At 75.3% G+C, this 21,913-nt stretch carries 21 protein-coding genes; 13 read left to right on the top strand and 8 right to left on the bottom strand.

All coding sequences use genetic code 11. From position 1 onward, the window contains the following. On the bottom strand, positions 1-437 hold a 437-nt coding region (locus GQS09_RS17455; RefSeq protein ID WP_243761507.1), incomplete at its 3' end, for a hypothetical protein. 251 nt (positions 438-688) lie between these two features. On the opposite strand from GQS09_RS17455, the gene fmt reads away from it, so the two are divergent. The 11 genes from fmt to GQS09_RS17510 all read left to right on the top strand — a co-directional run bounded on the left by fmt (position 689) and on the right by GQS09_RS17510 (position 15,303). Further along, positions 689-1,621, top strand: a complete 933-nt coding sequence (gene fmt, locus GQS09_RS17460) for a methionyl-tRNA formyltransferase (RefSeq protein WP_165987258.1) — start codon at positions 689-691, stop codon at positions 1,619-1,621. Positions 1,622-1,940: 319 nt separating this feature from the next. Further along, a complete protein-coding gene (locus GQS09_RS17465) occupies positions 1,941-3,491 on the top strand; it encodes a transcription antitermination factor NusB (protein WP_165987260.1) in 1,551 nt (516 codons plus the stop codon). A 70-nt stretch (positions 3,492-3,561) separates the two neighbouring features. Next, complete coding sequence (rpe, locus tag GQS09_RS17470; protein ID WP_165987263.1) at positions 3,562-4,233, top strand: ribulose-phosphate 3-epimerase; 672 nt, start codon at positions 3,562-3,564, stop codon at positions 4,231-4,233. Positions 4,234-4,556: 323 nt separating this feature from the next. After that, positions 4,557-5,543, top strand: a complete 987-nt coding sequence (locus tag GQS09_RS17475; RefSeq protein WP_207957958.1) for a sugar-binding transcriptional regulator — start codon at positions 4,557-4,559, stop codon at positions 5,541-5,543. Between the two features lie 183 nt (positions 5,544-5,726). Further along, positions 5,727-7,163 (top strand): GuaB1 family IMP dehydrogenase-related protein, encoded by a 1,437-nt coding sequence (locus GQS09_RS17480; RefSeq protein WP_165987267.1) that lies wholly within the window; start codon positions 5,727-5,729, stop codon positions 7,161-7,163. A 70-nt stretch (positions 7,164-7,233) separates the two neighbouring features. Beyond that, positions 7,234-7,707, top strand: coding sequence for an Lrp/AsnC family transcriptional regulator (locus GQS09_RS17485; protein ID WP_165987269.1), 474 nt, complete (start codon positions 7,234-7,236; stop codon positions 7,705-7,707). Positions 7,708-7,900: 193 nt separating this feature from the next. Beyond that, positions 7,901-8,719 (top strand): carbon-nitrogen hydrolase family protein, encoded by an 819-nt coding sequence (locus tag GQS09_RS17490; protein WP_165987271.1) that lies wholly within the window; start codon positions 7,901-7,903, stop codon positions 8,717-8,719. 248 nt (positions 8,720-8,967) lie between these two features. Then, complete coding sequence (locus GQS09_RS17495) at positions 8,968-10,689, top strand: NAD(P)/FAD-dependent oxidoreductase (RefSeq protein ID WP_165987273.1); 1,722 nt, start codon at positions 8,968-8,970, stop codon at positions 10,687-10,689. Positions 10,690-10,849: 160 nt separating this feature from the next. After that, positions 10,850-11,983 carry an aminotransferase class I/II-fold pyridoxal phosphate-dependent enzyme gene (locus tag GQS09_RS17500; protein ID WP_313896192.1) on the top strand — a complete coding sequence of 378 codons (1,134 nt, stop codon included), beginning with the start codon at positions 10,850-10,852 and terminating at the stop codon, positions 11,981-11,983. A gap of 296 nt (positions 11,984-12,279) precedes the next feature. Beyond that, positions 12,280-14,226 (top strand): ABC transporter ATP-binding protein, encoded by a 1,947-nt coding sequence (locus GQS09_RS17505; RefSeq protein WP_165987277.1) that lies wholly within the window; start codon positions 12,280-12,282, stop codon positions 14,224-14,226. 123 nt (positions 14,227-14,349) lie between these two features. Further along, positions 14,350-15,303, top strand: a complete 954-nt coding sequence (locus GQS09_RS17510) for an alpha/beta hydrolase (RefSeq protein WP_165987279.1) — start codon at positions 14,350-14,352, stop codon at positions 15,301-15,303. Here GQS09_RS17510 and GQS09_RS17515 read toward each other — a convergent pair. Both GQS09_RS17515 and GQS09_RS17520 read right to left on the bottom strand, forming a co-directional pair. After that, a complete protein-coding gene (locus GQS09_RS17515) occupies positions 15,280-15,930 on the bottom strand; it encodes a TetR/AcrR family transcriptional regulator (RefSeq protein ID WP_165987281.1) in 651 nt (216 codons plus the stop codon). The two genes, GQS09_RS17510 and GQS09_RS17515, sit on opposite strands and share 24 nt — an antisense overlap. A 110-nt stretch (positions 15,931-16,040) precedes the next feature. Continuing rightward, on the bottom strand, positions 16,041-16,442 hold the full coding sequence (locus GQS09_RS17520; protein ID WP_165987284.1) for an NUDIX domain-containing protein: 402 nt from the start codon (positions 16,440-16,442) through the stop codon (positions 16,041-16,043). Between the two features lie 175 nt (positions 16,443-16,617). Here GQS09_RS17520 and GQS09_RS17525 point away from each other — a divergent pair, with 175 nt between their 5' ends. Next, a complete protein-coding gene (locus GQS09_RS17525) occupies positions 16,618-17,436 on the top strand; it encodes a hypothetical protein (protein WP_165987286.1) in 819 nt (272 codons plus the stop codon). 21 nt (positions 17,437-17,457) lie between these two features. Here the strand turns inward: GQS09_RS17525 and GQS09_RS17530 are convergent, their stop codons facing one another. Together GQS09_RS17530 and GQS09_RS17535 are read right to left on the bottom strand one after the other, a co-directional pair. Beyond that, complete coding sequence (locus GQS09_RS17530; RefSeq protein ID WP_165987288.1) at positions 17,458-17,862, bottom strand: VOC family protein; 405 nt, start codon at positions 17,860-17,862, stop codon at positions 17,458-17,460. A gap of 55 nt (positions 17,863-17,917) precedes the next feature. Continuing rightward, positions 17,918-19,051, bottom strand: coding sequence for a DUF2332 domain-containing protein (locus GQS09_RS17535; protein ID WP_243761508.1), 1,134 nt, complete (start codon positions 19,049-19,051; stop codon positions 17,918-17,920). A gap of 150 nt (positions 19,052-19,201) precedes the next feature. Here GQS09_RS17535 and GQS09_RS17540 point away from each other — a divergent pair, with 150 nt between their 5' ends. Next, positions 19,202-19,873 carry a ThuA domain-containing protein gene (locus GQS09_RS17540; protein WP_399552549.1) on the top strand — a complete coding sequence of 224 codons (672 nt, stop codon included), beginning with the start codon at positions 19,202-19,204 and terminating at the stop codon, positions 19,871-19,873. A 6-nt stretch (positions 19,874-19,879) separates the two neighbouring features. On the opposite strand, the gene GQS09_RS17545 is transcribed toward GQS09_RS17540, so the two are convergent. The 3 genes from GQS09_RS17545 to GQS09_RS17555 all read right to left on the bottom strand — a co-directional run. Then, positions 19,880-20,335: a PPC domain-containing DNA-binding protein gene (locus tag GQS09_RS17545; RefSeq protein WP_165987293.1), complete on the bottom strand. Its 456-nt coding sequence runs from the start codon at positions 20,333-20,335 to the stop codon at positions 19,880-19,882. Positions 20,336-20,383: 48 nt separating this feature from the next. After that, positions 20,384-20,935: a hydrogenase maturation protease gene (locus tag GQS09_RS17550; RefSeq protein ID WP_165987295.1), complete on the bottom strand. Its 552-nt coding sequence runs from the start codon at positions 20,933-20,935 to the stop codon at positions 20,384-20,386. Next, positions 20,932-21,913 (bottom strand): enoyl-CoA hydratase/isomerase family protein (locus GQS09_RS17555; RefSeq protein WP_165987298.1); only part of this gene is annotated, 982 nt, incomplete at its 5' end. The genes GQS09_RS17555 and GQS09_RS17550, both read right to left, overlap by 4 nt.

Below are 21,913 nucleotides of genomic sequence, written 5' to 3' on the forward strand. Positions count from 1 at the left end.
AGCACCCCGGTGCGGGCCGGGTCCGGCGCCGGGCGGGCGGCGGGCACCGCCGTGGGCTCCGCGCGGCCCGGCTCCGCGGGCGGTGCCGGAGGCGTGCGGCGGGAGCCGTAGCGGCGGTGCACCGCCTGTTTGGTCACGCCCAGGGCCGAGCCCACCGCGTCCCAGGAGAAACCCAGCGAGCGGTCGAAGTCCACGGCCGCCGTGACCAGTGCCTCCACACTCTCCCGCAGCTCCTGGGCCAGACGCACGGTCGGCGCCGGGGCCCGGCCGTACACCACGAAACCGTTGGTGGAGGAGGTGCGGCGGGGACGGTAGACATTGCCCAGCTGCGTGGTGAGCGTGCGCAGTGCGTCCACTTGGCGGCGCACCCTTTCGATGTCCCGTACCAGCATGTGCAGACTGGCCCGTGCCTGGGCGTCGGGGGAGTGGTCGGCCATGATCAGCCTCTCGAACCGGAGAGAGCGGGGCCGTGGCCCGGCCCCCGGGCGGTCAATCCGCCTTGACCAACGTCCGACCGCCGGGGTGGTCACGCCGGGAGGCGCATCAACTCCCCCGGGAGGCGCGCGCAGTCGGTGCGCCACCGCGGCCCGGACCCTCCGGCCGTAGACTGTTGCGTCCGCGCCGGGCACCGGGACCAGCCGGGCACCGGGACCGATCCCAGGACCAGTACAGAGGTGACTGCCGCACCATGAGGCTCGTCTTCGCAGGTACCCCCGAGGTGGCCGTGCCGTCGCTGGACGCCCTGCTGTCCGCCGGGCGGCACCGGGTCGTGGCCGTGGTGACCCGGCCGGACGCCCCGGCGGGCCGCGGCAGGCGGCTGGCGGCCAGCCCGGTCGCGGAGCGCGCCGAGGAGGCCGGGATCGAGGTCCTGAAGCCGGAGACCCCGCGCGACCCGGCCTTCCTGGAGCGGCTGCGCGCGATCGCGCCCGACTGCTGCCCGGTGGTCGCCTACGGCGGGCTGCTGCCCCAGGCGGCCCTGGACATCCCGCCGCACGGCTGGGTCAACCTGCACTTCTCGCTGCTGCCGGCCTGGCGCGGCGCCGCTCCCGTGCAGCACGCCGTCATGGCGGGCGACGAGATCACCGGCGCCAGCACCTTCCGGATCGAGAAGGGGCTGGACTCCGGGCCGGTCTACGGCACCGTGACCGAGCGCATCCGGCCCGCCGACACCAGCGGGGACCTGCTCACCCGCCTCGCCTTCGCCGGCGCCGGGCTGCTCGCCGCCACCGTCGACGGCATCGAGGACGGCAGCCTGAAGCCCGTTCCGCAGCCCGCCGACGGTGTCACCCTGGCCCCCAAGATCACCGTCGAGGACGCCCAGGTCGACTGGCGGGCACCGGCGTTGCGGGTGGACCGGGTGGTGCGCGGCTGCTCGCCCGTCCCCGGCGCCTGGACGGTCTTCCGCGGCGAGCGGCTCAAGCTGCGGCAGGTGACCCCGTGCCCGGACGTCACCGGACTGGCGCCCGGCGAACTCGCCGTGGGGAAGCACCATGTGCACGCCGGTACCGGCTCGCACGCCGTGGAGCTGCTCTGGGTGCAGCCGCAGGGCAGGAAGCCGATGGCCGCGGCCGACTGGGCGCGCGGGGTCCGGGTCTCCTCCGGCGAGCAGCTCGGCCACTGACGCCGTGGCGCCCTGACGCCGTGGCGTCCCGGGCCGTGGCGCCCCGGGCCGTGGCGCCCCGGGCCGTGACGTCACGGGCCGTGGCGCCCCGGGCCGTGACGTCGCGGGGTACGCTGCCCGGCGCGCCGCGGGTGCCGGGCGGTCCGGCGGCGGCGGGGCGTACCGTCGTACCGGGCCCGCCGTTTCCCCGCCGGGTCCACCGCAGCGGCCGGGCGTGTCCCCGTTCCCGTCCCGGCCGGCGCGCCGACGCACCCCGCGGCCCCCGCGTGCGCCGCGCGTCACCTCCCACATCCGCCCCCGTACCGCCGGAGCACCGATCGTGAGCACTCGGCCGCGCCGACCCGCCGCCCCCGCCCCGTCCTCCTCCCCGCAGCGCCGCTACCGGCGCCCCCGGAAGGACCCGGTGCGGCTGGTGGCGCACCAGGCCCTGCGGGCCGTGCAGGAGCGCGACGCCTACGCCAACCTGGTGCTGCCGCCGCTGCTTGCCAAGGCGCGCCGGGCGGGCGAACTCGACGCGCGGGACGCCGCCCTGGCCACCGAGCTGGTCTACGGTGCCCTGCGCCACCAGGGCACCTACCGGGCGGTGCTGGCCGCCTGCGTGGACCGGCCGCTGGACCGGGTCGACCCGCCGGTGCTGGACGTGCTGGTGCTCGGCGCCCACCAGCTGCTGGGCACCCGGATTCCCAGCCACGCAGCGGTCTCCACCGCCGTGGAACTGGCCCGCTCGGTGCTCGGCGACGGCCGGGCCAAGTTCGTCAACGCGGTCCTGCGCAAGGTGGCCCGGCGCAGCCGGGAGGAGTGGCTGGCGGAGGTCGCCCCGGACTGGGACGGCGACCCGGAGGGGCACCTGAGCGTGGTGCACTCGCATCCGCGGTGGGTGGTCTCCGCGCTGTGGGACGCGCTGGGCGGGGACCGGGCGGACATCGAGGCGCTGCTGGCCGCGGACAACCAGCGGCCGGAGGTCACCCTGGCCGCCCGGCCGGGCCGGGCCACCGCCGCGGACCTGCTGCGCGAGGCCGGGGCGGGGCGAGGCGGCGAGGGAGTGCAGGAAGGCGAGGGAGGGGGAGGGGACGACGAGGGCGAGAACGGGGAGAACGGCCGGGAGGGGGAGAACGGCGGCGGGGAGCTGGCGGCGGGCCGCTGGTCCCCCTGGGCGGTCCGGCTGGCGCACGGCGACCCGGCGGCCGTGGCCGCGGTCCGCGACGGCCGGGCCGGGGTGCAGGACGAGGGCAGCCAGCTCACCGCTCTCGCCCTGGCCGCCGCCCCGCTGGACGGCGGCCCGGACGCCCACTGGCTGGATCTGTGCGCGGGGCCCGGCGGCAAGGCCGCCCTGCTGGCCGGGCTGGCCGCGGAGCGCGGAGCGCGGCTGCTGGCCGCCGAGAAGCAGCCGCACCGGGCCCGGCTGGTGGCCCGTGCCCTGGCCGGCACGCCCGGCCCGTACCAGGTGATCGCCGCCGACGGCACCCGGCCGCCGTGGCGGCCGGGCGCCTTCGACCGGGTGCTCGCCGATGTGCCGTGCACCGGGCTGGGCGCGCTGCGCCGCCGCCCGGAGGCGCGCTGGCGCCGCCGGCCGGAGGACCTGGCGCAGCTCGGGCCGCTCCAGCGGGCGCTGCTGCGCCGGGCGCTGGAGGCGGTACGGCCGGGGGGCGCGGTGGCCTACGTGACGTGCTCGCCGCATCTGGCGGAGACCCGCGCGGTGGTGGACGACGTGCTGCGCCGGCCGGGAGCGGGGCCGGTGGCCCAGCGGCTGGACGCCCGTCCGCTGCTGCCGGGTGTTCCGGCACTGGGCGACGGCCCCGATGTCCAGCTCTGGCCGCATCTGCACGGCACCGACGCCATGCACCTCACCCTGCTGCGCCGCATCCGCTGAGCCCGCGCCCCGGTTCCTCCGCCGGGGGAGCGGGGGCGGGGGTGCGGCGGGGATGCTGAATACTGAGGGCATGGCACAGATCAATCCCAGCATTCTGGCGGCCGACTTCGCGCGTCTGGCCGCCGAGGCCGAGGCCGTCGAGGGCGCCGACTGGCTCCATGTGGACGTCATGGACAACCACTTCGTGCCCAATCTGACCCTCGGCGTCCCGGTGGTGGAGTCGCTGCGCAAGGCCACCGGCATTCCGCTGGACTGCCACCTGATGATCGAGAACCCGGACCACTGGGCGCCGCGCTATGTGGAAGCCGGCGCGGGCTCGGTCACCTTCCACGTGGAGGCCGCCGCCGCCCCCGTGCGGCTGGCCAGGGAGATCCGTGCCAAGGGGGCGCGGGCGGCGATGGCGCTCAACCCCGCCACCCCGGTCGAGCCCTATGAGGATCTGCTGCCCGAGCTCGACATGCTGCTGCTGATGACCGTCGAGCCGGGCTTCGGCGGCCAGAAGTTCCTCGATCTGGTGCTGCCCAAGATCCGCCGCGCCCGGCGGATGATCGAGCGGCACGGCCTGAAGCTCTGGCTCCAGGTGGACGGCGGGGTCTCGGCCGGGACCATCGAGCGCTGCGCCGAGGCCGGTGCCGACGTCTTCGTGGCCGGTTCGGCGGTCTACGGCGCGGACGATCCGGCCGCGGCCGTGGCCGGGCTGCGCAGGCAGGCCGAGGCCGCCGCGGCCCGGCGCTCCGCATGACCGGCGGACCGCCGGCCGCAATGTGACGCAGGTCACGGGGGGATCGCCCTCGGCGGGCCGGGGGCGCGGGGTGAAAGCCGCATCAGGGACGGAAGGGCGTGCGGCGCGCCACGGGGGCGCGAAGTGTCGCGGGACCGTCGGCGGCAGCCGGGTGAAGAACCGGCGACATCCTGGTCAATGCGGTCATCCGGCCGGGTGCACCGTGCACATGACGGATCACGCCCCCCGCGGATCTGCGAGGATGAACGGGCAGGACACAGCGGGACAGCAACGGGGAAGACAGAGAGGTGAGTGCGGTGGCCGCCGGACGGTCAGCCACGAGAATGGGCCCCGCCGAGCTGATGCAGGCGGCGGCCATGGCCCGCCGCTTCTACCTGGAGGGGAAATCCAAGATCCAGATCGCCGACGAGTTCGGCGTGAGCCGCTTCAAGGTCGCCAGGGTGCTCGAGTCCGCTGTCGAGCACGAACTGGTCCGGATCGAGATCCGGGTGCCCGCCGAGCTTGACGCCGAGCGCTCCGACGCGCTGCGCGCCCGCTTCGGCCTCCGCCACGTGGTGGTCGCCGAGTCGCCGGCCGACGCGCCCGCCAACGCGCACGACGCCGACCACCTGGGCGAGGTCGCGGCCGACCTGATGAGCGAGCTGGTCAACGAGGGGGACGTGCTGGGTCTGGCCTGGGGCCGCTCCACCATCCACATGGCGGCCGCCCTGAAGGAGCTGCCGCCGTGCACCGTGGTGCAGCTGACCGGCGTCTACGACGTGGGCACCGCGGAGCGCGGCTCGGTGGAGGCGGTCCGCCGCGCGGCCGCCGTCTCCGGCGGCGAGGCGCATCCCATCTACGCACCCATGCTGCTGCCGGACGCCCAGACCGCCGCCGCGCTGCGCGGCCAGACCGGCATCGCGCACGCCTTCGAGTACTTCGACAAGGTGACCATCGCGGCCGTCTCCATCGGCTCCTGGGAGGCCGGCGTCTCCACCGTGCACGACATGCTCAGCGGCGAGGAGCGGGCGCACTACGCCTCCCTGGGGGTCGCCGCCGAGATGTCGGCGCACCTGTTCGACCTGGAGGGCCGGTCCATCGGGCGGGATCTGGGCGAGCGGTGCATCACCGTGGAACCCGAGCGGCTGCGGCGGATTCCCGAGGTGGTGGCCATCGCGGGCGGGCGGCGCAAGGGCGACGCCATCGCGGCCGTGCTCCGCTCCGGTCTGGTGACCAGCCTGGTGACGGACACCGCCGCCGCCGACTATCTGCTCCAGGTGACGCCCGGCCGGCGCCCGGCGCTGGACCGGGTCGACCCGGCGGAGGGCTGACCCCTCCCGGTCCCGGCTTCGCCCGGCTCCGCCTGCCGCCGCGCCCTGCCCCGCTCCGCACCGGCTCCGGCCGCGATCGGGGACAATGGCGTAGGAGCCGCATGCCGCCGCCCGGTCCGGCCGGGCGCCGCCGATGCTGACCCCCACCCGCATGTCCGTACAACCGCAGGTGAGAGAGCCAGCATGCATTTTCTGAACGACGTCCGGCCGCCGTACGACCTGACCTACGACGACGTCTTCATGGTGCCGTCCCGCTCCGCGGTCGGCTCCCGGCAGGATGTCGATCTGACCAGCCCGGACGCCTCCGGCACCACCATCCCCCTGGTGGTGGCCAACATGACCGCGATCGCCGGCCGCCGGATGGCCGAGACGGTGGCCCGCCGCGGCGGCCTGGTGGTGATCCCGCAGGACATCCCGATCGACGTGGTGACCGAGGTCATCGGCTGGGTCAAGCGGCGTCATCTGGTGCTGGACACCCCGATCACCCTGGCCCCCGGCCAGACCGTGGCCGACGCCCTGGCGCTGCTGCCCAAGCGTGCGCACGGCGCGGGCGTGGTGGTCTCCGACGGCCGCCCGGTCGGCGTCGTCACCGAGAGCGACCTGACCGGCGTGGACCGGTTCACCCAGCTCTCCCAGGTGATGTCCACCGATCTGGTACTGCTGGACGCCGCCATGGACCCGCGCGAGGCGTTCCACCAGCTCGATGCGGCACACCGCAAGATCGCCCCGGCGGTGGACGCGGACGGGCGGCTGGCCGGCATCCTCAGCCGCAAGGGCGCGCTGCGGGCCACCCTCTACACCCCGGCGGTCGACGACCGGGGCCGGCTGCGCGTCGCCGCCGCCATCGGGGTCAACGGCGATGTGGCCGGCCGGGCCAAGGCGCTGCTGGACGGCGGCGCGGACGTGCTGGTGGTGGACACCGCACACGGCCACCAGGAGACCATGATCACCGCGCTGCAGGCGGTCCGGGCCCTGGACCCGCAGGTGCCCGTGGTGGCCGGCAACGTGGTGTCCGCGCAGGGCGTGCGGGATCTGATCGCGGCCGGAGCGGACATCGTCAAGGTCGGTGTCGGGCCGGGCGCCATGTGCACCACCCGGATGATGACCGGGGTCGGCCGCCCGCAGTTCTCCGCGGTGCTGGAGTGCGCCGAGGAGGCCCGCCGGCACGGCAAGCACGTCTGGGCGGACGGCGGCGTGCGGCATCCGCGCGATGTGGCCCTGGCGCTGGCCGCGGGCGCGTCCAATGTGATGATCGGCTCCTGGTTCGCCGGGACCCACGAGTCGCCGGGCGATCTCCAGCAGTCCGCGGACGGGCGGCTGTACAAGGAGAGCTTCGGCATGGCCTCGGCCCGCGCGGTGCGCAACCGCACCGCCGAGGAGTCCTCCTACGACCGGGCCCGCAAGGGCCTGTTCGAGGAGGGCATCTCCACCTCCCGGATGTACATCGACCCGGCCCGGCCGGGTGTGGAGGACCTGATCGACGCCATCGTCTCGGGCGTCCGCTCGGCCTGCACCTACGCCGGGGCGCGCGACCTGACCGAGTTCGCCGGGCAGGCGGTGGTCGGAGTGCAGAGCGCCGCCGGGTACGCCGAGGGCAAGCCGCTGCACGCGAGCTGGTGACCGCCGCTGCCCGTCTGGGGCCCGGAGCGGCCCCGGACGGGCAGCGGCGGCGGCGTGGTTCACTGCCCCTGTGCGACTGAACGAACTGGACGAGCGCATCGTGCGGGTGCTCGCCGAGAACGCCCGCCGGTCCTATGCCGACATCGGCGCCGAGGTCGGCCTCTCCGCCCCCGCGGTCAAGCGCCGGGTGGACCGGCTGCGCGAGCAGGGTGCGATCACCGGCTTCACGGTGCGGGTCGCGCCCGCCGCGCTGGGCTGGCGGATCGAGGGCCTGATCGAGATCTACTGCCGCTCCAAGACCTCGCCCGAGGACATCCGCCGCGGCCTGTCCCGCTACCCGGAGGTGGCGTCCGCCTCCACGGTCACCGGCGAGGCCGATGCCGTCGTCCAGGTCTTCGCCGCCGACATGCACCACTTCGAGACCGTGTTGGAACGCATCGCGGGCGAGCCGTTCGTGGAACGCACCAAGTCCGTGCTGGTGCTGTCCCCGCTGCTGCGCCGCTTCTCCTCGGGTACGCCGCTGGAACACGGCCCCGAGGGCTAGCGGCGGCCCGCGTGCAACGAATCGCCGCCCAGGGGCGGGAACGCGCAAGGGATCGTGCCCGGATGTGCAAGGGATGGGCCTTGTCGGCCGGGCGGGCCGGACCGTACCGTCGAGGCGTTCCCTCCGATGGCAATAAACCCGTACGTCCGGCTGTTCCGGATACGTCCGGCTGTGTCAGGCTTGCGAGGTTTCCATGACGCCGCTGCGCATCGCGCTCCGCCAGGGCCCGCCCGGGCCGCCCGCCGGTCCCGCCGCCGGCCTGGCCGCCCTGGACGACGACGCCCGGCGGGCCGCCGCCGCGGGCGCCCGCCTGCTGGTCACCCCCGAGCTGTCGCTGACCGGCTACGCGCTCGGCGATGCCGCCGGCGCCGCCCGGCTGGCCCAGCCCGCCGACGGCCCCTGGGCCGCCGCGGTCGCGGAGACCGCCGCCCGGCACGGCGTGGCCGTCGTCTACGGCTGGCCCGAGCGCGGCGCCGCGGGCGTGCACAACAGCGTGCAGCTCATCGGCCCGGACGGGGCCCGCCTCGCCGTCTACCGCAAGACCCACCTGTACGGCGGCTTCGAGACCGCCGCCTTTCTCCCCGGCGCCGAGCCGGTCGTCCAGACCGGGCTGGACGGCCTCCGCATCGGCCTGCTGATCTGCTACGACGTGGAGTTCCCGGAGACCGTGCGGGCGCATGCGCTGGCCGGCACCGACCTGCTGCTGGTGCCCACCGCGCTGATGCGGCCCTTCGAGGCGGTGGCCCGCACCCTGGTCCCCGCCCGGGCCCTGGAGAGCCAGCTCTACATTGCCTACGCCAACCGCTGCGGCCCCGAGGGCGAGCACCACTTCGCCGGGCTGAGCTGCCTGGCCGCCCCCGACGGCAGCGTGCCCGCGCGGGCCGGCACCGGCGGGGAGCTGCTGATCGCCGAGGCGGACCCGGAACTGCTGCGCGCCTCGCGTGCCGCCAGTCCCTACCTCCGGGACCGCCGGCCGGAGCTGTACGGCGCGCTCACCCGCGTGCCCGGCTGACCGTCCCGGCCGCTCTCCGGCCACCCCCGGCCCGGGCCCGGCGGGCGGCCCTGCCGCTCCCGGGCCTGCCGGCCGTGACTCCATCCCTCCGAACCCTCCGAACCCTCCGAACCCTCCGAACCCTCCGAACCCTCCGGACTGTCCGGACTGTCAGAACTCTTCTCTGCCCGCCCGCATCTTTCGCGCCTGTTCGCCTCTTCCCGGCATCTGTCCCGCATCTGTCCCGCATCAGCTCAGGAGAACGCCCGATGACGTCCACGGTGCCCAGCGCGGCTCATGACGAGCACCAGCCCGCCGCCCCGGACCTGCCCCCGGTCACCATGTTCGGCCCGGACTTCCCCTTCGCCTACGACGACTACCTGCGCCACCCGGCCGGGCTGGGCCAGATCCCGGCCACCGAGCACGGCACCGAGGTGGCCGTCATCGGCGGCGGCCTGTCCGGCGTGGTCACCGCCTACGAGCTGATGAAGATGGGCCTGAAGCCGGTGCTGTACGAGGCGGACCGGATCGGCGGACGGCTGCGCACCGAGACGTTCGAGGGCTGCGATCCGTCGCTGACCGCCGAGATGGGCGCCATGCGCTTCCCGCCCTCCTCCACCGCCCTCCAGCACTACATCGACCTGGTGGAGCTGGAGACCCGGCCGTTCCCCAACCCGCTCTCCCCGGCCACCCCCTCCACGGTGGTCGACCTGAAGGGCCGCAGCCACTACGCCCGCACCCTGGACGACCTGCCCGAGGTCTACCGCACGGTGGCCGACGCCTGGTCGGCCTGCCTGGAGGAGGGCGCCCGCTTCTCCGAGATGCAGCGCGCGATCCGGGAGCGCGACGTGGCCCGCATCCGGGACATCTGGGCGGCGCTGGTGGAGCGGCTGGACAACCAGACCTTCTACGGCTTCCTGTGCGACTCCGAGGCGTTCTCCTCCTTCCGGCACCGGGAGATCTTCGGCCAGGTCGGTTTCGGCACCGGCGGCTGGGACACCGACTTCCCCAACTCCATCCTGGAGATCCTGCGGGTCGTCTACACCGGCGCGGACGACGACCACCGCCTGATCGTGGGCGGCAGCCAGCGGCTGCCCGAGCGGCTCTGGGAGCGGGCGCCCGGCAAGATCGTGCACTGGCCGCAGGGCACCTCGCTGAGCGGGCTGCACGGCGGCACCCCGCGGCCGGCCGTCACCCGGCTGACCCGCACCGCGGGCAACCGGATCACCGTGACGGACGCCTCCGGCGCCATCCGCACCTACCGGGCCGCGGTGTTCACCGCCCAGTCCTGGATGCTGCTGTCCAAGATCGACTGTGATGACGAACTGCTGCCCATCGACCACTGGACGGCCGTGGAGCGCACCCACTACATGGAGTCCTCCAAGCTGTTCGTGCCGGTGGACCGGCCGTTCTGGCGGGACCCGGCGGTGGACGCGGACGGGCGTCCCACCGGACGCGACGTGATGTCCATGACGCTCACCGACCGGATGACCCGCGGCACCTACCTGCTGGAGGACGGCCCCGACCGCCCGGCGGTCATCTGCCTGTCCTACACCTGGTGCGACGACAGCCTGAAGTGGCTGCCGCTGAGCGCGCAGGAGCGGCTGGAGGTGATGCTGAAGTCGCTGCGCGAGATCTATCCGGGCGTCGACATCCGCAAGCACATCATCGGCAGCCCGGTCACGGTCTCGTGGGAGAACGAGCCCTGCTTCATGGGCGCCTTCAAGGCCAACCTGCCGGGCCACTACCGTTACCAGCGGCGGCTGTTCACCCATTTCATGCAGGACCGGCTGCCGGCGGACCAGCGCGGGCTGTTCCTGGCGGGTGACGACATCTCCTGGACCGCGGGGTGGGCCGAGGGCGCGGTGCAGACCGCGCTGAACGCCGTCTGGGGCGTGATGCGCCACTTCGGCGGTGCCACCGACCCGGGCAATCCCGGCCCCGGCGACATGTACGACTCCATCGCGCCGGTCGAGCTGCCGGAGGACTGAGCGCCGGCCGCGGGCCGGGTGGGGTGCCGGTGACCGGCGGTGCATGCCCACGGGAGGGGCAGGCCCCCTGGCCGTCGGCGGCCCGGTCCGCGACGATGGGCGGGCCGGGACGGGCCGCCGTGCACCCCGCCCTCACCCCCGCCCGGCACGGAGGCCGCCTGTGACCCATCCGCTGTTCCGGCTCACCGAGACGCAACTGCGGCGCCGCACCGGCGCCAAGTGGCAGCGCCATCCGCCCGATGTGCTGCCGCTGTGGGTGGCCGAGATGGACGTCCCGCTGCCCGGCCCGGTGGCCCGGGCGCTGACCGCGGCGGTGGCGCTGGGCGACACCGGGTACGCCACCGGCCTCGGCTATGCGGAGGCGGTGGACGCCTTCACGGTCAAGCGCTGGAACTGGCCGGTGCCCCCCGAGCGCACCGCCATGGTCGCCGACATCATGACCGGCCTGGTGGAGGTCGTCCGGCTGCTGACGGAACCCGGCGACACCGTGGTGATCAGCCCGCCCGTCTACCCGCCCTTCTACGGATTCCTGCGCAACGCCGGGCTGCGCGTCGCCGAGGCGCCGCTGGATCCGGCCGGGCGGCTGGACCCGGACGCGCTGGCCGGCGCCTTCCGGCGCGGCCCGGCCGTCTACGTGCTGTGCAGCCCGCACAACCCCACGGGCACCGTGCACACCGCGGAGGAACTGGCCGAACTGGCCCGGCTCGCCGGGCGGCACGGCGTCCGGGTGGTGGCCGACGAGGTGCACGCCCCGCTGGTGCTGCCCGGTGCGCGGTTCGTCCCCTATCTGACGGTGCCCGGAGCCGAGAACGCCTTCAGCCTGCTGTCCGCCTCCAAGGCATGGCAGCTGGCCGGCGCCAAGGCCGCGCTGGCCGTGGCCGGGCCCGGGGCGGGCGCCGACCTGGCCCGGCTGCCCGAGGAGACCGGCCACGGCCCCAGCCACCTCGGGGTGATCTCCCACATCGCCGCGTTCCGGCACTGCGACGACTGGCTGGACACCCTGCTGGCCGGACTGGACGACAACCGCCGGCTGCTCTCCCGGCTGCTGGCCGAGCACCTGCCGCAGGTGCGCTGCCGCCCGCCCGAGGGCGGCTACCTCGCCTGGCTGGACTGCCGGGAACTGGACCTCGGCGGCGATCCCGCCGGGGTCTTCCTGGACCGGGGGAGGGTGGCCCTCACCGACGGGCGCTCCTTCGGTGCCGGCGGCGCCGGACATGTCCGGCTGGCCTTCGCCACACCGCCGCCGCTGCTCCGCGAGGCCGTGCGCCGGATGGCCCGGGCAGCCACCGGCTGACCGGCACCCCGCCGCAGGCACGCACCGCCCGCGTCCCCGCTCCTGCTCCTGCTCCCGCTCACACCCCGCCCGGCACCCGCCGCGGCAGCAGCGCCGTACCGCCGCGCTCCCGCGGCGGCATCCCCCGCGGAAGCCGGCCGCCGGACCGCCGATCGTGATCGGTCGCAGGCGACCGCATGGGGAGAGACCGGAGCAGAAGCGGCCAGGATGACGCATATCCCGTTCACGCACGTGAAGCCGTCGTGACAGTCGTACGCTGGTCGGTTGCCGCTGCCGACCGAGCACGGAAGGAGCCCATGCATCACGACGCCCCCCGGTGGGATCCGCCTCCCAAGGACGCGGCCCACCCTCAGCCCCCCGCACAGGTCCGTCGTATCCTGCGTCTTTTCCGCCCCCACCACGGCCGGCTGAGCCTCGTCGCCCTGCTGGTCGGCGCGTCGTCCCTGGTCGGCGTCGCGTCCCCGTTCCTGCTCCGCGAGATCATCGACACCGCGCTGCCCGAGCGGCGCACCGGACTGCTCGCGCTGCTGGCCCTCGGCATGATCGGTGCCGCGGTGCTGAGCAGCATTTTCAGCGTTCTGCAGACCTTGCTCTCCACCCGCGTGGGCCAGCATGTGATGCACGATCTGCGCACCCGGGTCTACACCAAACTCCAGCAGATGCCGCTGGCCTTCTTCACCCGCACCCGCACCGGCGAGGTGCAGTCCCGGATCGCCAGCGACATCGGTGGCATGCAGGCCACCGTCACCTCCACCGCAACGTCCCTCGTATCGAATATCACCGCCGTGGTGGCCACCGTGGTCGCCATGCTCGCCCTCGACTGGCGTCTCACCCTGGTCTCGCTGGCCCTGCTGCCCTGCTTCGTGTGGGTGGCCCGCCGGGTCGGCCGGGAACGCAAGCGCATCGTCGCCCAGCGGCAGAAACAGATGGCCGGGATGGCCGCCCTGGTCACCGAGTCGCTGTCGGTCAGCGGCATTCTGCTGGGCCGCACCATGGGGCGGGCCGATTCCCTCACCCGTACCTTCACTGACGAATCGTCACGCCTGGTGGAGCTGGAGGTCCGCTCCAGCATGGCCGGCCGCTGGCGGATGGCCACCATCGGCATGATCATGGGCGCCATTCCGCCGCTGCTGTACTGGGCGGCCGGGGTGATGCTCCACCTCGGGGGCGGGGCGCCGTCCATCGGAACCCTGGTCGCCTTCGTCACCCTCCAGCAGGGGCTGTTGCGCCCGGCCGTGGGGCTGCTCTCGACCGGGGTGGACATCCAGGCGTCGCTCGCCCTGTTCCAGCGCATTTTCGAATACCTGGACCTGCGGGTGGACATCACCGAGCGGGCCGACCCGCGGCGGATCGAACGCGCCAGGGGTGTGATCCGCTTCGAGAACGTCTCCTTCTCCTACGAGCCCGGCGGCCGGCCGGTGCTCAGCAACATCGATCTCACCGTGCCGGCCGGCGGCAGTCTGGCGCTGGTGGGTGCCACCGGCGCGGGCAAGAGCACGCTCGGCTACCTGGTCCCGCGGATATACGACGTCACCTCCGGCCGGGTCACCCTGGACGGCATCGACGTACGGGACCTGGACTTCGACTCACTGGCCCGCGCGATCGGCGTGGTCTCCCAGGAGACGTATCTCTTCCACGCCTCGGTCGCCGACAACCTGCGGTTCGCCAAGCCGGACGCCTCGGACGAGGAGATCGAGGAGGCGGCCCGGGCGGCCCAGATCCACGACCACATCGCCGCCCTTCCGGACGGCTACCAGACCCTGGTGGGGGAGCGCGGCCACCGCTTCTCCGGGGGTGAGAAGCAGCGCCTGGCGATCGCCCGCACCATTCTGCGGGACCCGCCGGTGCTGATTCTGGACGAGGCCACCAGCGCACTGGACACGCGCACCGAGGAGGCGGTGCAGCGGGCTCTGGACGCGCTGTCGGCCGGGCGTACCACCATCACCATCGCCCACCGGCTGTCCACCATCAGGGACGCGGACCAGATCGTGGTGCTGCACGAGGGACGGGTCCTGGAGCGCGGCAGCCATGACGAACTGCTGGCCCTGGACGGCCGTTACGCGGCGCTGGTGCGCCGGGACGCCCGCGTCTCCGTGCCCACCTCCGCGCCGGCGGCCAAGCCCGCATCCGCATCCGCACCCGCGTCCGCACCCGCATCCGCTTCGGCACCGGCCGCCGCCACCGCCTCCGCTTCGGTGACGGCCGGCGCACCGGCGTCCGCTCCGCTGGACGCCGCCCGCTGAGAACCGCCCGCCCGGCCCCGCACGCCGGGCGGGACGGTCCCGCCGGGCCGGTCGTCCGGGCAGAAAACTAAACGAACGGTCGTGCTACTATCTCGCCGTCACCGACCCGCGAGGAGACCGGACATGCACCGCACGGCCACCGCAGTCATCCGCTTCGTGCTCAACACCGCCTCCCGGGTCGCCCCGCGTCCCGCCGGCGCCTTGGCCTTCGCCCTGTTCCTCCGCGCCGGCGCCCGCGCCCGGCCGCGCCCGGCCGAGGCCCCGCTGATGCGCACCGCGCGCACCGAGGTCCTGGATCTGGACGGCATACCGGTGCGCGTCCACCGGTGGGGGAACGGCGAGCGGCCGGTGCTGCTGCTGCACGGCTGGCGCTCCCGGGCCTCGCGCTGGCATGCCCTGGCCGAGGCGCTGCTGGCGGCCGGCTACAGCCCGGTCGCCTTCGACGCGCCCGGTCACGGCGACTCCGGCGGCCGGGGCAGCACCATCCTGGACTACCGGGACCTGGTGCGGCGGCTGCGCGCCGCGGCCGGGCGGCCCTTCGAGGCGCTGATCGGCCACTCCTTCGGCGGGCTGGCCGCGTTCGCGGCTGTCCGCGACCCGGGAACCGCAGGCCGGCTGGTCACCATCTCCGGCATCAGCCAGTTCGGGTTCCTCACCGAGGCGTTCCGCGCCCAGCTGGGACTGCGGCCCCGGCTGGAGGCCGAACTGCGCCGCCGTGTCGAGCGGTTCGTGGCCGCGCGGGGCGAGACCGGGAACATCTGGTCACGGTTCTCCGCCTCGTACCGGACCGGGGAGATCACCGTGCCGATCCTGGTGATCCACGACCGGGACGACACCATGGTGCCGGTCGGACAGGCCCGGCGGGTGATGGCCGGCTACGCGGGCCAGGCCGACCAGCTGCTCACCCGGGGGCTCGGGCACTCCCGCATCCTGGCCGACCCGGTGGTCACCGGCGCGGTGGTGGACTTCCTCACCAGCACCGATGCCGCGCCGGCCGGCGGGCGTCCCGGCACCGCGCGGCCGGCCGGCACTCCCGGCGGGACGGACGGGATCTCAGCCGGCGAGCGTGTCGGGTAGCGCCTGCGGGTCGGTGGCCGCGGCCCGCAGCCGGGCCAGCATCCCGGCAGCCGCCCGGTCGTAGCCGGCGTCGTCCCGGCTCAGCACCGACTGCACATTGGCCGTCTCCAGCAGCGCGATCAGCTCGAAGGCGAGCTGGTCCACATCGGTGTCCGCGTGCAGGCCGCCCAGGACCCGCGCCTCCTCCAGGGTGCGCCGCACATAGCCGGTCCACTCGGTGCGGCGGGCCGCCAGCGCATCGTGCACCGCGCCCTCCCGGGCACCGAACTCGACCGAGGAGGAGAAGAAGAAGCAGCCGCCGGGGAAGACCCGCTCCCGGGAGTAGGCCAGCCAGTTCCGGATCAGCGCGCACACTCTGCCCAGCCCGGCCGGGGTCTCCTCGGCCGGGCGCACCACATGCTCGACATAGACCGCGGTGGCCGCCCGCACGGTGGCCAGCTGGAGCTCCTCCTTGGAGCCGAACAGCGCGAACACCCCGCTCTTGCTCAGACCCAGCTCCGCGGCGACCCGCCCGATGGAGAGCCCTTCCAGCCCTTCGACGGAGGCGATCTCCATGGTCCGGCCGAGCACCAGGCGCCGGGTCTGCCGGCCGCGCTCCAGCCGTCCGTCGGTCCGTGTCGCGGTCACCTGACACCGCCCTTTCTGCCCGTGGGCGCCCGGCCTGCCATGGTACTGAGCCGGCCGCCGCCGCGGACCGCGCCCGCACCGCGCGGACCGCCCCGTGCCCGGCGGACCTGCTACCGCAGCAGGCCGGCCGCCCGGAGATCGTCGAACACGACGCGGTCCACGGGCGCGGTACGGTCCCGGTCGGCATAACCGAGCCAGGCCAGCTCCTCGATCTCGCTGCTCGCCGCAAGCGTCCCCCGGTACTCGGCGGTGTAGCAGGCCATCCGGACCTCGGCGCCGGCCCCGTGCCCGTCGGCCGGTGCCCGGTAGGTGCCGATGTGGGCCAGGGTGCCGGGCAGCAGTGCCACCGACACCTCCTCGCGGACCTCGCGGACCAGGGTCTCGGTGTCGCTCTCACCCGGATGGCGCTTGCCACCGGGAATGTAGAACAGCTCCCTGCCCCGGGTCCGGGTGCCCAGGATGCGCCCCTGGGCCAGGCACACCCAGGCCACCGTGTCGATGAGCCGCGCCACCCGCCGCCTCCTTCTCCGCCGCTCCGGCCGCGCCCGGACCGCGGTGTTCCGCAGCCGCCCGGACCGGCCACCGATTGTCGCACCCGCCGGACACCGGCCCGCGCGGCAGGGGACATGCCCGTTCCGCTCTGGCCCGGCCCCCGCGCCGGTGGTCTCATGGGTGCTGAGGTGTGTGATGGACGACGGCGGCAAGCGGCCCGTGAAGCGGCCGTACGGCAGCCCGCTGTGGCTGCATCCCGATGACGACCTGGCTCCCAACCGGCCCGGCGAGACCCTGCGCGGCGAACGGGAGGCCGGCCCCGGCGTGCTGCGCCGGGGCCTGGACCGGCTGCTCGGCCGGCCGGCCGCGGCCGCGGAGCGGCGCGACCGCCTCACCGGCGAGATGGTGATGGGCGCCGCCCTGGACGGCCTGGCGCCGGGCGGCTGGCGGACCGTGCACTCGATCCTGCTGCCCGGGCACGAGACGCTGGCCCATCTGACCGTCGGCCCCGGCGGGGTGTTCAGTTTCTACACCGCCTGCCATCCCCGGGCCCGGATCTGGGCGGGCGCCGACGCCGACGCCGGTGCCGGTGCCGACGCCGGTGCGGGCGGCGCAGGGCTTGCCGATGCCGGGGCCGGTGCCGCACGCACCGGCAAGCCGGACCGGGCCCCGGACGACGCGGACGACGCGGACGACGCGGACGGCCCGCCCGGCCCCGAGATGGTGCGGATCGGCCGGCGCCGCACGGAGCCGTATCTGCGCTACGCCCGCCGGCTGGCCCGTCGCGCCGCGCTCGCGCTGAGCACCGGCAGCGGCGTCCCGGTCCCGGTGGAACCGGTGCTGGCCCTGGTCGCGGCCGGCCAGGTGCGGGTCTCCCCGGCGCTGCGGGACGTGCACGTGCTGTGCGAGCACGACATCCGGGCCTTCGGCGGCCGGGGCGGGGTGCTCAAGCCCGAGACCGTGGAGACCCTCCACGGCGTGGCCCGCGACCGCCGCTCCTGGCTCAAGGTCTGAGACCCGCCGGCCGGCGGCCGGTCACCGCACGCCCAGCCGGACGGGCATCTCCGGGGGCGGCGGGAAGACACAGAACTCGTTCCCCTCCGGGTCCCGCAGGGTGTCCCACCCGGTGCCCTCGTCCCGGGGCTTCACCATGGCGGCGCCCAGTGCCAGCAGCTCGGCGGTGTCGCCCCACACGTCCAGGTGGATGCGGCCGCGGTCCCTGCGCGGCCCGGCGTCCTCCTCGCCCTCCTCCACCGGGGTGATCCAGATCGTCGGACCGTGCCCGGCGGGGTCGCGGATCGGCACCGGCCACCCGGGGGGCCAGTCCTCGCCGAAGCGCGGCGTGTGGCGTTCGTAGCCCAGGACCTTGCACCACCAGTCGGCCAGCCGCTGGTGGTCCGCCGCCTCCAGGACCAGATCCTTGAAGCGTGCCACTGCCATGTTCGTGAGCGTAGGCCGTTCCCGCCGGACCGTCCTGCCGGGCGCGCGTGCCCGGTCAGCGGACCGGTACCGGGGTCCAGGCGGGAAGGCCGTGCGGGGCGGCCTCGGCCAGGTATTCCGTCTCCCCGCCGTCCCGCCGCACGGACAGCAGGAAGCCGCGCAGCCGCTGCGCCCGGCGCGGCTCGAACGCGATGTGCGCGAAGCCGGCCGCGGTGTCCGCCGCGCCGCCCAGCCGGTCCAGCTCCGCCTCCACCCGCCGCCACTCCTCCTCCGGCACGTACTGCCGCATCACGGAGTGCCACACCACGGTGAGGGTGCCGGGCTCCAGCCGCACCGCGGACAGGAAATCGGCCGCGCCCCGCCGTTCCACCACGGCCGGTACCGCGGCGGCGATCCGCAGCGCGCCCTCCAGCCGGGCACCGCGCCCGGCCTGGTCCGGCCAGACATAGGCGCGCAGCGCCAGCGCGCCCTGCGCGGACAGCGGATCGACCGGGTCCGGGTCGCAGCCGCGCCGCTCCGCCACCGGGAACGACGGGTGCCGGGCGGCGGCCCGGGCCAGCCATCGGGGCACCGGGCCCCGCCAGGCGCCGTCCAGCTGCACGGGCGAGCCGGCCGGCCCCCAGGCGAATCCGGCGGAGGTGCAGCGGAACCGGTCCGCGCGGAGATTGAGCCCGGCGCTGGCGCCCAGCTCCAGCAGCCGCACCGGACGCGGCTCGTCGCCCAGCGCATGCAGGATTCCCGCGATCAGCATGCTGGCCCGTCCCGGCTCGTTGGTCTGCGGCGGGCGGTCCAGCCAGTGCCGGATCCACTGCCGGTGGCCGGCCACGGCCTTGCGCAGCGCGGGCCAGGCCGCCTCGGGGTGCTCCGGCGCGGTGCCGCCCGCGCTGGGGAAGAAACCGGCGAGCTCGGGTGCCCGCCCGGTGAGGACCAGCCCGTGCACCGCGCCCATCAGCCGCAGCGGCACGGCCTCCCGTATCCGGGAGTGCTCACGGCCGGCCAGCACCTCGGCGCACACGCCGCCGAGGGCGATGTCGTCCGCGATCTGTTCCAGCAGCCCGCCGTAGAGCGGTGAGCCGAGCCGCCGGCAGGCGTCCGCCTGCTGCCGGGTGTTCTGCACCAGCCGGCCCGGACCGCTCATCCCGTCCTCCTCGTCCGCCGGCATCCGCCGGCCACCGTCGTGCACCGTCATGCACTGGTACCCGCCGGGGCCCGCCGGGACGCTCCGCCGCGCACCGGGACGGGCGGGGACGGCACCCGGCACACCGGACCGGGGCACCCACCGGGCCGCCCGTCCGGGCGCCGGAGCGTTCCCGCGCGGGGCGGGACCGGGGGGCCTACCATGCCCGCCATGAGCACTCCCCGGATCATCGTCTTCAGCCGGACCACCGGATACCGGCACGACTCCATCCCGGACGGCATCGCAGCCCTGCGCGACCTGGGCGGGGCCCACGGGTTCGGGGTGACGGCCACCGAGGACCCGGCCGAGTTCGCCGCCGCACTGCCCGGCTGCCGGCTGGCGGTCTTCCTCTCCACCAGCGGCACCGTGCTGGACGAGGCCGGACGCGAGGCGCTGCGCGCGCACCAGGCCGCCGGCGGCGGTTTCGTCGGCGTGCACGCGGCCGCGGCCACCGAGTACGACTGGCCCTGGTACGGCGAGCTGATCGGCGCCCGCTTCGACCGGCACCCGGAACTGCAGCCGGGCACCGTGCGGGTGGAGGACCGCGGCCACCCGGCCACCGTCCACCTCGGCGACAGCTGGCGGCTGACCGACGAGTGGTACGACTTCGAGAGCAATCCGCGCGACACGGTGCGGGTGCTGGCCCGCGCCGACGGGTCCAGCTACCGGGACGGCCGGATGGGCGCGGACCACCCCCTGGTCTGGTGCCACGAGAACACCGGCGGCCGGTCCTTCTACACCGCCCTCGGCCACACCTCCGAGTGCTACACCGACCCGGTCTTCCGCGCCCACCTGGCCGGCGGGCTGCTCTGGGCCGCCGGACACCCCGGCTGACCGCGGCTATCCGGCGCCGCTCTCCCGGTGCGCCAGATCGATCAGCGCCAGACCTGCCTCCGGCCGGTAGGTCTTGCGCAGGGTGGCCGGGCTGCTGCGCAGCACCAGCTCCACCGTCGGCCAGACCCAGCCCTCCAGCAGGTGGCCGCCGCGGGTGGTGCCGTCCCGCAGCCCGAGCACCGCGTGCAGATGCGGCGCCGGCCCCTCGTCCCCCACGGCGATGTCACCGACCAGCGAGAGCACCTCGCACTGCTCGTCCACCCGGATCGGCCGGTACTCCCGGGCCTCCCGGTCGTACCAGCCCACCACGGCACGCTCGAACGCGCCGACCGCGGTCACCTGCCCGGCGCCCACCTCGCGCCGCTGCGAGAACGCGGTCAGGGCGGCCACCGTCTCCTCGCCCGGTGACAGCACCAGCACATGTGCCGCCGCCGGCGGCTCTTCCACCTGAAGCCATCTCATGCCGGGGCGGGTACCCGGCCGGCCGCCCGCATCACCCCGGCCGCGTTCTCACACCCCGGGCCGCAGGACCGGGCCGCTCTCCCCGGCCAGGGCCGGGAGCAGGGAGAGCACCAGGCCGGCGGCCTCGGGGACGGCGCGCGCCACCGGTTCGCTCAGCCCGACCCGGACGTCCGGCTCCTCGCCGGTCATCCGCACCAGGGGTTCGCAGCCGACCAGCAGCACGCGGGGCAGCGGCCCGTCCGCCAGCCACCGGGCCAGCGCCAGCACCCGGACCGGGTCCATGGCGTGGGTCTCCGGCGCCGCAGCGGCGTCCGGGACCTCCGGCTCCAGCACGGTCAGGGTGCCCGGGGCGGCGCCCCGGGGCAGGGCGTCGGCCAGCACCACGGCCGTACAGCCGGAGGTGATCCGGTAGGCCAGGTCCATGCCCCGGATGCCGAAGTCCGCGACCTCGGTGCGGTCCGGCAGCGGGCGGCGCAGCAGCTCCGCGGCGACGGCCGGCCCGAAGCCGTCGTCGGCGAGGAAGACATTGCCGATGCCGGCCACCAGCACGCGGGGCGGCGGCGCGGACGGCGGTGCCGGGCCCGGCCCGCCCGCCGTCACGCCTCCTCCCGGGAGCGGGACGGACGGGACGCGCCGGACGCCCACGGGGGCAGCGGCGGGGGCGGGGCGAGGGGGTCGGCCCCCGCGTCCGCCGGACGCTCCCCGCGGACGAAGGCGGCGCGCAGCGCGTGGTAGGGAGCGGCCGGATCGTCGAAGGACGCCCGCATGCGCTCCAGTTCGGCGGCCCGGCAGGCGGCCGGCGGCCGGACCGCCTCGTCCCGCTCCCGGTCGGCCTTCTTCGCGCCGATCCGCGCTTCGAGCCGGTCCGAGCGGGCCAGCCGGACCGCCAGCCGGGCGGCCTCGGCGGCGAACTCCTCCGGTGGCGCCTCGATCACCCGGTCCACCAGTCCCAGCCGCGCGGCGCGGGCCGCGCCGACCGGCAGCGCGCGCTCCGTCAGCCGCTCCGCCTCCGTCCGCCCCACCCGCCGGGGCAGGCTGTACGTCCAGAACTCCGAGCCGTACAGACCCATCCGCCGGTAGTGCGGAGCGAGCACCGAGCCGGACCGGCACCACACCTCGTCGGCGGCCAGCGCGAGCATCACCCCGCCGGCCGCGGCATTGCCCGGCAGGGCCGCCACCACCAGCCGGTCGGTGGTGGTGAGCACCGCCTCCACCAGGTCGTTCATGGCCCGGAGATTGGCCCAGGACTCCGCCACGGGGTCGGCCGCGGCCTCGATCACCCCCAGATGGATGCCGTTGGAGAAGAAGTCCCGCCGCGGGCCCAGCACCAGCACCCGCACCGGGCGGGAGACGGCGTGCCGCCACGCCCGCAGCAGCCGCCGGCAGCGGCCGGTGTCCATCGCCCCGCCCGGGAAGGAGAAGGAGAGGAACCCGGCCGGCCCCTCCTCCCGGTAGTGGATCTCGCTCCAGGACCGGCCGTCCGGCACCGGGCCGGGCCCGGCCGGGACCTCGGGCACACCGGCCGGCAGCCGCCCGGCCAGCGCCCGGGCCGCGGGCAGCCGCACCGGCCGCCGCTCC

This window comes from Streptomyces sp. YIM 98790, assembly GCF_011421595.1.
GTDB lineage: Bacteria > Actinomycetota > Actinomycetes > Streptomycetales > Streptomycetaceae > Streptomyces.